This is a genomic window from Trichocoleus sp. FACHB-262 (assembly GCF_014696035.1).
Classification (GTDB): domain Bacteria; phylum Cyanobacteriota; class Cyanobacteriia; order FACHB-46; family FACHB-46; genus Trichocoleus.
On the sequence record NZ_JACJPK010000017.1, the window covers coordinates 325,735 to 338,602 of the forward strand.

The following is a 12,868-nucleotide window of genomic DNA, read 5'->3' on the forward strand; positions in this document are numbered from 1 at the left end:
GCACCTTAGGTTAAAGACTTCCTATGGCTAAGCTAGGTCAATCTTCTTTCCGTCGTGTTTTGTTATCCTGCATTCTGCTACTCAGCGTCCCAGTGCTGTTGTTAGGGGAAGTTGTGACCTACAAGAAGGCGCGCTCCAGTTTATTAGAAACAGCTCGCCGCAATTTAACCGAAAGTGCAGTGCGAAAAGGCAATGATATCAAGGATTCGATCACAGCCTTACAAGCCAATCTAATTACCGCTAGTGAAACCTCAGCTCTACAGTCAGGCTCGCTGGCCCAAGCTCGGCAATCCTTAAGTCAGTTGCAGCAAACGATCCCCACGCAAGTTCAGTGCATTCAGCTGACCGAGATTCAAACGAGAAAGCTGGCCCTAAGTACCTGTGGCACTCAACTACAACTGCTCTCTGCCACAGCCCCCTCTACTTCACAGCCCAATACTTTTGCGACTACTCCCAATTCTGGCAGTGTCAATCAGTTGTGGCCACCAGATCAGAAGCAGTTGAAGCCAGGTCGCTCCATTGCCTATGTCACCCCAGCAAGCCAAATTAACCAGGCTAACCATCCCCAAGGTCAGCTCAGTTTAGTTCTCAGCGTGCCAGTTTACAGCGACAAGGGGCAGCTCAAGTATGCTCTTAGCGTTCAGACCGCGCTGCATCAGAAAGAGGGCGATAAACCGGGTTCGCTCTCTGGCTACACAGTGGTCATCGATCAAGATGGCACAATCTTGGCGCATCCCGACCCAGTCCGAATTGGCAAAAATATTCGGCAGGAGGCGGATTCTAACCGTTTAGAGGGGATTTTGCACAACGCGGTTGTTGACGGCAACTCAGATGTGCGGCATCTATTTGGGTTTGAAGACAACGGTGCCGAATGGCTGGCTGGATACAGTCCGATTCGGGTGCCCATTAACCAATCCGAGAACCATACTTGGGTCGTGCTGGCTGTGACTCGGATTGACAATGCCCTTTATGGTCTCGACGAAATCAAGCAGATTCTGGTGGTGCTGACGTTAGGGCTGATAGCGGCGAATTTACTCGCCACCCTATACGTAGCACGGGAACTATCGCGACCGTTAGAGCAATTAGGCAACTATGCTCTACATATCCAGCAGCGTCATACTGCAACCTCATCGCAAACGACTTCTGCGGCGATCGCAGCTGACACTCCTGCTTCACCCGACTCCCATCCAACCAACTCCGCTCAGACAAATCAGCTCGCAACGCTTCACTCGGCGCTTCCAGAAGGAAGTTCTTCATTGAGCATCACAGAACCTCTAGGCATTAGCGATCGCGCTCCCACTAACTTTAGAATTCGGGAGCTCAATCAACTGGCTAAAGCGCTCAATAGTATGGTGGAACGACTGGAAGAACGCGCTGAAGAACTAGAAGCAACTTGGCGGGAGGCAGAAGCGGCTAACCGACTCAAAAGCGAGTTTTTGGCTAACACGTCTCACGAATTACGCACCCCCTTAAACGCCATTATTGGTTGCATTCGTCTGGTGCGAGATGGCTGCTGTGACGATCGCGAAGAAGAAAACGAATTTTTGCAGCGGGCAGATGACGCAGCGATTCACTTACTCGATGTGATCAACGATCTGCTGGATATTGCCAAAATCGAGGCGGGTACCCTCTCAGTCGATCTGCAAGCGATCGATTTGCGCACCATCCTCCAAGATGTAATTGCTTTACAAAGTGTGCCGATTCAGCAGAAAGGCCTAGAGTTAGATTTTCCTCACTTGAAAGAACCGATTGCCGTTTACGCAGACCCAGCCAAACTGAAGCAGGTTTTGCTCAATGTGGTTTGTAATGCAATTAAGTTTACCGAGCAAGGAAAAATCGAGATTTTACTCCGGATTGAGCCGACCACAGGCACTCAAAATGGGCATCGAGGTGCACGAGTAGTCATTGCCGTCCAAGACACAGGGGTTGGCATTGAGCCGACTCAGGTTCCTAAGCTCTTCCGTCCTTTTGTGATGGCCGACGGCACTACCACTCGGCGGTTTGAGGGCACAGGTTTAGGCTTGGCGATCTCACGCAATTTTATGGAACTAATGGGTGGCAACATCACCTTAGATAGTGCTGGGCCAGACCAAGGGACAACGGTTGAGATCACCCTACCTGTGATAGATGGGGCACAGTTACCCAAGTCAGAACTGAAGGAGCCCAGCCACAGGCGCAGTATTCCTAAAGCAGCACTAGTTGTCCCGATTGATTAAGTGACTCAGTTAGGCCATTTAGCACCCGCACCAACTCAGCCCCCACCAGCCCAGAAGAGATTGGCGAAGCAATATTATGACGCACGCAATCTAAAAAATGAGTGCAGACTTGCTGTAACGGCTCACCAGGTTCTAGGCTCAGAATTTCGCGACGCTGCTCTATAGGGGTGTAGTAAGTTGGCGCAAGCTCTGCTTGGCTGAGTTGATTACTGGCAAGGGGTTGTAGCTGACCATGTTGAATGGTAAGTGGAGCTTCAATTGCTAGTTCATCAAATACCAGAGTGCCTTGACTGCCCACTACTCCTAACCGTCGCTGCTTATCTGGATTCAGCCAACACAAGTGCAGTGAAGCTTGAAAACCGCTTGGGTAAACCAGTGTCACCCAAACTAAATCTGCTAAACCTTGGGGGAAGTAATCTTGGTTGGGCGATCGCGTCTGTAACCAGACCTGACCTTGAGCTTGCACTTGAGTTGGGGTTTCTCCCAGCCAAGTATTGAAAATGGCAATGTCGTGGATGGCTAAATCCCAAAGCGCATCTACGTCGGGACGCACGGGACCTAGATGAGTACGGGCTGCATACCCATACCTGAGCTCCCCTAATACACCTGAGCGCACCACCGCTCGCCCCCGCTCTACCGCCGGATGAAATAGATAGGTATGGTCCACCACGAGTTGTCGTTGTTGCATTGCCGCTAAACGGCAGAGTTGTTGCGATTCGGATAGCGCTAGAGTGAGAGGTTTCTCCGCTAAAACGTGGTACCCCTGCTTCAAGGCAGTGGTGATTAAAGCATAGTGAGTGGTGGCAGGTGTGGCGATCGCGACTGCTGCTAGTTCCGGCGGCGGCGGCAACGCTGACCAATCAGTTGCCAAAATCACTTGCTCGTCGAAATTAAAGCGTTGGCGTAGGGTGGCTAAACTCTCCGGATCAGGATCAATCACTGCGATTAAACGAGCTTGAGGGTGCTCTAAGAAATTCCGCACCAAATGCACTCCCCAACGCCCCGCACCGATAACCGCGATTCCAATTCGATTCGTCATTTGATTGGTCCTTCCATCCCAGGGCTTGTGTGCGTCTCAATTATCTTCTGAGTGAGATGCAGGCTGTGTCAGTTGGAGGAAGGCTGCTTGCGCGGCTGCCTGTTCCGCAGCTTTAATCGAGCGTCCAGTGCCTCGCCCCAAAAACTGTTCTTGTAGCCAAACCTCAGCCGCAAAGCGATTTGGATCACCATGCATTAAGCCAATTTCTTGGGTGCGATAAGTGGGCAAGCTTTTATGTTGAGCTTGAGTCCATTCTTGTAGAGCCGCTTTGTAGTTTTGCCGCGCCGGATCAGTACGAATCTCGATCGCGAATGCCTTAAAGTGAAAGTCTAACCAAGAGCGAATCAACGCCAAGGTGTGGGTGCTCAAGTACAGTGCGCCGACTAGAGCTTCCAATGCCTCAGCTAAGCGGGACTCTTCCCCAGCCTTGTCACCCAAAGCGCTGCCAGAAACCAATAGATACCGTTCTAAGCCGTAGTGTTGGGCAATGCGAGCCAGGGAGCGATCGCTGACCAACATCGACCGAATCGCAGCGAACTCTCCTACAGGACAATCCGGATAGGTTTCAAACAGCAATTCAGAAGCAGCCAACCGAACCACTGCATCTCCCACAAATTCTAGTTGTTCGTAATTCGACTCGGCTGAAATCGTGGGATGCGTTAGCGCTAAATCCAAAAGTGACCACTGGACAGGGGCTGTTTCGGGTAGAGCCAATTTTCGCAGTAGGCTCTGGAGTTGCTGCTGACGATGCGGATAGCCCAAGGTTGTCATTTCAAACTCAATCAGTGACTTGAGCCCACTTGCTACTGCCAACCGTAGGGTTCTGTCTCAGGGAGAGTGAGCCCCTCAGACCAGTTTAGGCAGAGCAAGGTAGCTGATGAATACTCTGATTGAAATTGTAGACGCTCAAATAGGAGCTTGTAGCGTCAAAAAAACAATAATCGGTTGTAGATCCGGCAGGTTCACGCTGCGATCGCGGAACCAGCACAGGCTGAGATAACTGCTGCCAGCTCGAAGCTTGCTTCTTTTGATGGGTATACCAGAAGCCGTATTGCTGCGATCGGACGGCATTGACAGTCTGCGGTAGCACTCCGACTAAAAGTGCCAACACCTCATCAGGCAGTTCGAGGACAACTTGACGGCTAAAAAACGCTTCAAACCCAGCCAATAACTTTTCGACTCTCAGAGCTGGATCAGAATAGTTAGTAATTCTTTCTAACCACCGCATCCACTGAATCCGCCGCCCATAAGCTTTCTGCCGTTCTTCAAAGGTTTCGACCGGAACTAATTCAGGCGAACCAATGGCAATTACAACGTTATAGCCTTGCTCAACCGGGCTCCCTACCGCTGCCCCAGGCCCAGCAAAATCAGCATGATAGGCTTTGCAGAGGATCAGTCCACATTTTTTCTGTTCACTCACAGCGAGGATAGGGTTGCAGTGTGGCACAGGCTTTGATCCACCTCATTAAAAATTAGGGTTCGCCGTCACAAGCCTGGTTTAGTTGAACCAGCTATGTATCTAAGCAAACCTTTCTAAGTCAGAATGCCTTCATCTTAGAGCAGGGATAATACCTTGCCTAGCGATGAACCCCAGACTTCTAATAATCTACACAATGGCTTCTTGAATCTAAAAAATCCGTAAACTCCCAAGCCAACAGCTCTAAGCCCAGAACTGGCTGGCTGGCGTTGAGGCGAGCAACTTCAATACAAGTACGTAAACTTTATGAGAAATAGATAAAACTTTAGCCAGAACCCAAGTTGAAAGCTTAATTTCAAAGAGTCGGAAGAGTTGGACATAAGCCGGGTTCTGTTTTCCTCAGTGCTAGGCACCTTGGAAGGCGGTTATCTATCTGGGACGTTTGTTACCAAACGCCTCTAGCGGTATTTGCATTAGGAACAGGAAAAAGACCAACCCTTGTTCCCGCGACCTTGCTCCCGACCGGGGTTTACCGAGCCAGCACCTCTCGATGCTGCTGGTGCGCTCTTACCGCACCCTTGCACCCTTACCCGCGATTTCTTTTATTTTTAATGAACTTGTTCATTAAAAATAAAAAGATCTCCGTTGGCGGTATGTTTCTGTGGCACTCTCCTCACGGTCACCCGCACTGGGCGTTACCCAGCAAGTCTGGTCTTTGGGGAGCCCGGACTTTCCTCAGACTGGCTTAAAGCGCGATGCCTTAGCGCGCTGGAATGAGTTTCTCACTCCTACCAAGTCCGCAACCACCTACACCAACTCTTCCTAACCATCCAGTTTAACAAGCCGTGGAACAGCCAAAGTGTCATGGCCAAAACTGTCGGGTTAGGTTTTCAGGTGTTTCCAAGGGAGGGCATCCGTCCAAGGCAAGCGTCTCGCTGTAAATTTACAAGACAGCACATGGAAGCGATCGCCCCCGCCGCCGACCGGATCAAAGACTCGTAAAACCAGCCTTAAGGAAAATTCTTTTTTGTCCATAGCAGTCTTTAGACTCGCTAAGTTCACTAAAGGAGCACCTACCTTGACCGCACCCGCATCGGATTCGCGCTTTAGCGTATCTTCTGCGGTTACAGCCTCCTTGAGAGTTTTGCCCGGAGCAATCACACTAAAGACCTGCGGTTGAAATAAATCTGTGGTTAATCCTGGCATCAGCCGGATCACCCGTCGCGATCGCCCATCAAAATCGGCAAAGGAGCTGTGGTCCCAATCCACATAGATAGAGTAGCGACTAGAACGGTTGCTAATAATGATAGGCAGCTTTTGCAGCTCATCTGGCTTGGTGTAGCGTGCAGCCAAGCCAAAACCAACCCCAAGGGTGTCTTGTAAATTTTGTTCTTGCAATTGCTGCTTCAAATCATCCGGCTCAAACCGCACGGTGAATCGGGCATCCAGCGATTTGATCGCCTCGTTGATCACATAGGTAACGCAAATAATGTAAATAGCCAAGATCAGCAGATCAAACTGATTCATTGCTCAATCATCTTTGACCGTAGATTTGACCGTAGAAATATTTTCAAACCAACCCCTCCGCCAGAAAAAAGCACAGAGGCTCACTGTAATCAGCAACATCAGGGTTAAGCAGGCTGGATACCCCAAGTACCAGTTCAACTCAGGCATATTCCAAGGAGAGATTTCTGTGTTGAAATTCATGCCATAAATACCAGCCACAAAAGTCAGGGGAATAAAAATGGCTGAAATCACTGTGAGAGTTTTCATAATCTCGTTCATGCGGTTGCTGACCGAGGATAGGTAGACATCCATCAAGCTAGAAGCTAACTCTCGATAGGTTTCTACCATGTCAAGCACCTGAACTGTATGGTCATAGCAGTCCCGCAAGTAAATCTGCACGTCATGGCTAATCAGGTCACTGCCGTCACGAATTAGCATGTTAATGGCATCGCGTTGAGGCCAAATAGAGCGGCGTAGGGTCAGCAGTTCTCGCTTGATTCCATGAATTTTTTCGAGGGTTTGTCTGGTAGGGTTTGAGACAACCTCGTCTTCTAACTCCTCAATCCGTTCTCCATAGGCTTCTAAAACCGGAAAAAACCCGTCAATAATCGAGTCTAAGAGGGCATAGGTGAGGTAATCAGACTTTTGTTTCCGAATCGTTCCTTTATTACAGCGAATTCGCTCTCGGACTGGCCCGAAAGAGTCATGGTCTGGTTCTTCTTGTACAGTCAACAGATAATGCTGCCCCAAGATAAAGCTCACTTGCTCACTAATGAAGCTTTGCCCGTTGGCTTGCAGCGTTACCATCCGCGCTACGATTAACAGTTGGTCTTCGTACTCTTCAACCTTGGGTCGCTGCGGCACATTGACGATATCTTCCAGGACGAGCGGATGCAAATTGAATACATGGCCTAACCGCTTCAAGATGTCCTCACTGCCTAGCCCTTTCACATCCACCCAAGACACTGATTCAGTATCCAGGTAAGGCTCACAGTCTTCTGGTGCTTCAATCTCTACTTTTGTCGCTTTGGTGTCACTGTAGTCAATCAGAACTATGACTGGGGGGGGCGCATCGACCTCAATCTTGAGCGTTCCGGGCATGCTCCCGGGCTGGTCATAGAAATAGTCAATATAGGACGGTTCGTCTCCTAAAAGACTTGCTTCAGACAAGTCGAAAGCGTTCTTAGGAGTTTGGGAATTGAAACCACGCAATGGTTGACTCGGTCGGTTAGACATAGAGAGTTTTGGACAAGACGCGCACCGCCATCTTAAGCAATTCAATCAGGATTGAGTACTATTCCAGGACGTTAATTTTGCTGGTTGGGCAAAGTTCACTCCACCCAAGTCCAGAAATCTCATGGGATGAAGTTTTACGCCTAAAGCTAAAAAAGCAGCAGCTTGTAATAGCTACTGCTCCAATGAGTTTAGATGTTCAAACTAGCGTTGTAGCAGCAGGCCTACATCATGCCCATGCCGCCCATACCACCCATGCCACCCATGCCGCCCATGCCACCCATACCGCCCATGCCGCCCATATCGGGAGCACCAGCAGGAGGGTTCTTCTCAGGGCGCTCGACGATCACAGCTTCTGTGGTCAAGACCATGCTAGCGACAGAAGCCGCATCTAGCAGCGCCGATCGCACAACTTTAGCAGGGTCAATCACCCCAGCGGCGATCATGTCCTCGAACTTCTCAGAAATGACGTTGTAGCCCATGTTGAAGTCCATGTCACGCACTTTTTCCACGATGACAGAGCCTTCAACCCCTGCGTTGTCAGCAATTTGACGCAAAGGTGCTTCCAAAGCTTTAATCACGATATCAGCCCCGATCTTCTCTTCATCGTTTAACTGGGCTTTGATTTCTTCCACCTTTTTAGTTAAGTGGATCAAGGTAGCACCACCACCGGGTACTGTGCCTTCTTCTACGGCTGCTTTGGTAGCGTTCAAAGCATCTTCGATCCGCAGTTTCCGATCTTTCAGTTCGGTTTCAGTAGCTGCCCCAACTTTGATTACAGCCACGCCACCTGCTAACTTAGCGAGGCGTTCTTGCAGCTTTTCTTTGTCGTAGTCTGAGTCGGTTCTTTCTAGCTCTTGGCGAATTTGGCTGACTCGCTTTTCAATGTCAGATTTGGTGCGATCGCTAACCTCAGCCACAATCGTGGTGTTGTCCTTGGTGATCGTTATTTTCCGAGCTGTGCCCAACATCTCTAGAGAGACGGCATCCAAGGTAAGACCGACATCTTCAGAAACCATCTGGCCACCAGTCACCACGGCAATATCTTGCAACATGGCTTTGCGGCGTTCACCAAAGCTGGGGGCTTTTACAGCAGCAGCATTCAAGACACCCCGCATTTTGTTGACTACCAAGGTCGCTAGGGCTTCTCCCTCAATGTCCTCAGCAATAATCAATAGCGGCTGACCAGAGCGGGCAACTTTCTCCAGAACAGGCACTAGCTCTTGGATAGAACCAATTTTCTTGTCTGTGATCAAAATGCGGGCGTTTTCATAGTCCACCAGCATCCGTTCGCCATCGGTGACGAAGTAAGGAGAGATATAGCCCCGGTCGAACTGCATCCCTTCTACAACTTCCAGTTCAGTAGATAAGGACTTAGATTCTTCTACAGTGATTACGCCATCTTTGCCCACCCGGTTCATGGCTTCGGCAATCATGGCTCCTACTTCTTCATCGCCACCTGAAGAAACAGTGGCAACTTGAGCGATCGCGTCTCCTTCAACGGGTCTCGCGACCGCTCTGATTTCTTCTGCTAAGAGAGCTACTACCTTTTCGATACCCCGACGCAGGCTCACCGGATTAGTACCCGCTGCTACGTTCTTCAAGCCTTCGCGGATCAAAGCTTGAGCCAGCACTGTGGCAGTAGTAGTGCCATCCCCAGCAATATCCTTGGTTTTAGAAGCCACTTCCCGAATTAGTTGGGCTCCGGTTTGCTCTAGAGGATCTTCGAGTTCAATTTCTTTCGCGATCGTGACACCGTCATTGACGATCTGAGGTGCTCCAAACTTTTTCTCTAGCACCACGTTGCGGCCTTTGGGTCCTAGAGTGATCCGAACGGCATCTGCTAACGCATTCACACCTCGTTCTAACGCTCGCCGAGATTCTTCGCTGAATGCAACAATTTTTGCCATATTTCGTTCCCTACGCTTCCAACTAGAATTTAGCACTCTATCGGAATGAGTGCTAAACCGATCGCCTTCTTTGTAGAAATAAGCAGGGTTAAACCAGCGATCGCCTTACACTTGCAATTCAGGATAGATGAATTGGTATCCCGCAGTTTTGAGCTTTTGGTTAGATACCTTCGCATTGTAGGAGCGAGCACTGGGTTGCGATTCGTCCCAAGTTACAGGAGCTAGATTGTAGCGCTGACACACCTGCTCAATCAGTTCTCGACTGGTTAGCGTCACTTCTTGCACCAGATTATAAATTCCCTGGAGTTGGTGTGCTTGGGCAAAGGCGATCGCGCCCACGATGTCATCTAGGTGAATCCAATTACTCGGCTCTGCCCCTGTGCCCGGTCGAGTCGTGCCCGCCGCTCGCCCAAAAATTCGCTGGAGTTCTCGTCCTGGCCCATAAATACCGCCTAGTCGCAGTACACAAACCTTGAGTTGAGAATTCGCAGCGTTGAGCAATACCTGTTCAGTCTCCGCCAAGATTTCACCGTTGCGGTTGGCAGGTTTAACGGGTGAGGTTTCATCTACCCAATTGCCCTGCTGGTCACCATAAACGGCATAGCTCCCTGTGTAAATGAGTTGCTGCACACTCGGCGTTTGAGCGAGAACCTTAACTAAAGTTTTGGCGGTGTGCAGATAAGTTTCTTCATAGCTGTTAGGGGTACGCGCCCCCACACTCAGCAGCACGACTTGTTGATCCGCCAAAGCCTCAGCTAGTGAGGTTTCATCATTGCCTTGGGCTAAAACGGCATGGTCTGCGATCGCCTCCAGTTCTGACAAACGCGGCACGCTGGTTGTGGTAGCCGTGACAGTCCAGCCCGCTTGCTGCCAATGTCGAGCGGTTGCCATCCCGACATACCCACAGCCAATAATTGCAACTTTCACAGAACCTCCTTATCTTCTTCCTTCAGCAAAAACAAAAAAACGGTAGAGGATTTGACGCTCTACCGCTTAATTATTAGTCAGTTATCTCTCGGAACTAAAGGCTATTCAGCCGCTTGAGGCAGTAGCTCGCGCTTCTCACCTTTCAGCACCTTCACCTGCCCCTCATCCACATCCATAACGGCGGTGTCGCCATCCTGGATTCGGCCAGAGAGGATTTCTTCAGCGAGGCTATCTTCTAACAACCGCATGATGGCTCGACGTAACGGTCTAGCACCATAGCTGGGGTTGTAGCCTTCTTCCACTAACCGATCCTTGAACCGCTCAGTGACTTCCAGCGTAATGCCTTGCTCGCCGAGGCGGCGGAAGACCTCGTTCAACATGATGTCGGCGATTTCCTTAACCTCGTCCTTCGTCAGTTGACGGAAGACAATAATCTCGTCAAGACGGTTGAGGAATTCTGGGCGGAAGTACTGCTTCAGCTCTTCGTTAACCAGAGAGCGGATGCGGTTGTACTGAGAATCAGCCTGGCTCTCTGCCGAGAACTCAAAGCCGAGACCACCGCCACCCTTCTCAATTACCTTAGAACCGATGTTGGAGGTCATAATCAGCAGCGTGTTCTTGAAGTCTACTGTGCGGCCCTTGGCATCGGTCAGGCGACCATCTTCCAAGATTTGCAACAGCATGTTGAACACATCGGGGTGGGCTTTCTCGATTTCATCGAACAGCACCACTGTGTAAGGCCGACGACGCACTGCTTCAGTCAACTGACCGCCTTCGTTATAGCCAACGTAGCCCGGAGGCGAACCGATCAGCTTGGAAACGGTATGGCGCTCCATGTATTCCGACATGTCAAGACGGATCATGGCATCTTCGGAACCAAAGAAGTAAGCTGCCAACGACTTGGTCAACTCAGTCTTACCAACCCCGGTAGGACCAGAGAAGATAAAGCTAGCGATCGGGCGGTTGGGGTTCTTCAAGCCAACTCGTGCTCGACGAATGGCACGAGACACAGCCTTAACCGCTTCGTCCTGTCCAATTAAGCGCCCATGCAAGGTGTCTTCCATGTGGAGCAGCTTTTCAGACTCAGACTCGGTGAGCTTGTTCACAGGGACACCTGTCCAAGAAGCCACGATATGAGCAATGTCTTCTTCATCCACCATTGGAGAAGCATCTTCATTGCCAGGTTCAGCCTTCTTGGTTTGAGCGATCGACCGGATTTCAGTTTTGATTTCCATTTCGCGATCGCGCAACTCACCCGCCCGATCAAAGTCCTGTGCCCGCACTGCATCATCTTTCTCTTTCAGAACTTGACGAAGTTCCTTATCGAGTTCTTTAGCAGCAGGAGGTAATTGCGAGTTAAGTAAACGAACCCGAGAGCCCGCTTCATCAATCAAGTCAATTGCCTTGTCAGGCAGGAAGCGATCGGAAATGTAGCGATCCGACAGCTTAGCCGCAGCGTCTAAGGCAGCATCAGAAATTTTTAGCTTATGGTGCTGTTCGTAGCGCTCACGCAAACCGCGTAGGATTTCGATGGTTTCATCCACGCTGGGTTCACCCACCATCACAGGCTGGAAGCGACGCTCTAGCGCAGCATCCCGCTCAATGTGCTTGCGGTATTCATCCAAGGTGGTAGCACCAATACATTGCAGCTCACCTCTGGCTAAGGCAGGCTTGAGGATGTTGGCTGCGTCGATCGCGCCTTCAGCCGCCCCTGCACCAATCAAGGTGTGAACTTCATCGATTACCAGGATGACATTTCCGGCAGAACGGATTTCATCCATGATTTTCTTCAAGCGTTCTTCAAACTCACCTCGATACTTGGTGCCTGCTACCAGCAAACCAATATCGAGTGTGACCACGCGCTTGTCTTCCAGAATGTCTGGAATATCGTTGTTAGCGATGCGCTGGGCCAAACCTTCGGCGATCGCCGTCTTACCGACCCCTGGCTCCCCAATCAAGACTGGGTTGTTTTTGGTCCGACGACCCAAGATTTGGATGACGCGCTCAATCTCTTTCTGACGACCCACGACGGGATCGAGCTTTCCTTCCGCTGCCATTTGGGTCAGGTTAGAGCCAAATTCATCCAGGGTAGGAGTCTTCGTCCGACCGCCCCCTGGCGTGGTTGAAACTTCTGCGGTTTCACCCAACATGCGAATGACTTGAGTCCGTACCTTGGAGAGGTCAACTCCAAGATTTTCCAGCACTCTAGCTGCAACGCCTTCGCCCTCCCGAATCAGACCTAAGAGCAGGTGTTCGGTGCCAATGTAGTTGTGTCCCAACTGCCGAGCTTCTTCCAAGGACAGTTCCAAGACACGTTTGGCGCGAGGAGTGAACGGAATTTCTACAGCAACGAAGCCAGAACCTCGACCAATGATTTTTTCTACTTCAATCCGAGCGTCTTTGAGATTGACACCCATAGACTTCAGTACTTTGGCGGCGACGCCGGTCCCTTCTCCAATTAGACCCAGGAGGATCTGTTCTGTACCTACAAAGTTGTGCCCAAGGCGGCGAGCCTCTTCTTGGGCCAACATAATTACCTTAATGGCTTTCTCTGTAAAGCGTTCAAACATGGCGTGTATCCATCACCTGCTGCGTTGCCGGTACGCTGATTTTAGCATAG

At 50.4% G+C, this 12,868-nt stretch carries 9 protein-coding genes and 1 other RNA gene; 1 reads left to right on the forward strand and 9 read right to left on the reverse strand.

The features are described from left to right. The first annotated feature begins 23 nt into the window (after positions 1-23). On the forward strand, positions 24-2,216 hold the full coding sequence (locus tag H6F68_RS02605) for a sensor histidine kinase (protein WP_190556227.1): 2,193 nt from the start codon (positions 24-26) through the stop codon (positions 2,214-2,216). Here the strand turns inward: H6F68_RS02605 and H6F68_RS02610 are convergent. The 9 genes from H6F68_RS02610 to H6F68_RS02650 form a co-directional block, all read right to left on the reverse strand. Then, positions 2,185-3,255 carry a Gfo/Idh/MocA family protein gene (locus tag H6F68_RS02610; RefSeq protein WP_190556229.1) on the reverse strand — a complete coding sequence of 357 codons (1,071 nt, stop codon included), beginning with the start codon at positions 3,253-3,255 and terminating at the stop codon, positions 2,185-2,187. The two genes, H6F68_RS02605 and H6F68_RS02610, sit on opposite strands and share 32 nt — an antisense overlap. Positions 3,256-3,291: 36 nt before the next feature. Further along, complete coding sequence (gene rnc / locus H6F68_RS02615; RefSeq protein ID WP_190556231.1) at positions 3,292-4,026, reverse strand: ribonuclease III; 735 nt, start codon at positions 4,024-4,026, stop codon at positions 3,292-3,294. An 85-nt stretch (positions 4,027-4,111) separates the two neighbouring features. After that, positions 4,112-4,702 (reverse strand): hypothetical protein, encoded by a 591-nt coding sequence (locus H6F68_RS02620; RefSeq protein ID WP_190431369.1) that lies wholly within the window; start codon positions 4,700-4,702, stop codon positions 4,112-4,114. A 334-nt stretch (positions 4,703-5,036) separates the two neighbouring features. Further along, an RNA gene (rnpB, locus tag H6F68_RS02625) (RNase P RNA component class A) lies at positions 5,037-5,492 on the reverse strand. 62 nt (positions 5,493-5,554) lie between these two features. Continuing rightward, the gene (locus tag H6F68_RS02630; protein ID WP_190556233.1) at positions 5,555-6,199 is read right to left on the reverse strand and encodes a hypothetical protein; all 645 of its coding nucleotides are present in this window, start codon (positions 6,197-6,199) and stop codon (positions 5,555-5,557) included. A gap of 3 nt (positions 6,200-6,202) precedes the next feature. Continuing rightward, positions 6,203-7,414 carry a magnesium/cobalt transporter CorA gene (corA, locus tag H6F68_RS02635; protein WP_190556235.1) on the reverse strand — a complete coding sequence of 404 codons (1,212 nt, stop codon included), beginning with the start codon at positions 7,412-7,414 and terminating at the stop codon, positions 6,203-6,205. Positions 7,415-7,635: 221 nt separating this feature from the next. After that, the gene (groL, locus tag H6F68_RS02640; RefSeq protein WP_190556237.1) at positions 7,636-9,321 is read right to left on the reverse strand and encodes a chaperonin GroEL; all 1,686 of its coding nucleotides are present in this window, start codon (positions 9,319-9,321) and stop codon (positions 7,636-7,638) included. A 105-nt stretch (positions 9,322-9,426) separates the two neighbouring features. Further along, positions 9,427-10,248 (reverse strand): SDR family oxidoreductase, encoded by an 822-nt coding sequence (locus H6F68_RS02645; RefSeq protein WP_190556239.1) that lies wholly within the window; start codon positions 10,246-10,248, stop codon positions 9,427-9,429. 101 nt (positions 10,249-10,349) lie between these two features. Then, complete coding sequence (locus tag H6F68_RS02650; protein ID WP_190431364.1) at positions 10,350-12,818, reverse strand: ATP-dependent Clp protease ATP-binding subunit; 2,469 nt, start codon at positions 12,816-12,818, stop codon at positions 10,350-10,352. Positions 12,819-12,868: the final 50 nt, after the last annotated feature.

What these genes read in the sequence shown, in the direction of transcription:
- H6F68_RS02610 (WP_190556229.1), bottom strand. Translation starts at nt 3,255, where the DNA reads ATGACGAATCGAATTGGAATCGCGGTTATCGGTGCGGGGCGTTGGGGA.
- H6F68_RS02630 (WP_190556233.1), bottom strand. Translation starts at nt 6,199, where the DNA reads ATGAATCAGTTTGATCTGCTGATCTTGGCTATTTACATTATTTGCGTT.
- rnc (WP_190556231.1), bottom strand. Translation starts at nt 4,026, where the DNA reads ATGACAACCTTGGGCTATCCGCATCGTCAGCAGCAACTCCAGAGCCTA.
- groL (WP_190556237.1), bottom strand. Translation starts at nt 9,321, where the DNA reads ATGGCAAAAATTGTTGCATTCAGCGAAGAATCTCGGCGAGCGTTAGAA.
- H6F68_RS02605 (WP_190556227.1), top strand. Translation starts at nt 24, where the DNA reads ATGGCTAAGCTAGGTCAATCTTCTTTCCGTCGTGTTTTGTTATCCTGC.
- corA (WP_190556235.1), bottom strand. Translation starts at nt 7,414, where the DNA reads ATGTCTAACCGACCGAGTCAACCATTGCGTGGTTTCAATTCCCAAACT.
- H6F68_RS02650 (WP_190431364.1), bottom strand. Translation starts at nt 12,818, where the DNA reads ATGTTTGAACGCTTTACAGAGAAAGCCATTAAGGTAATTATGTTGGCC.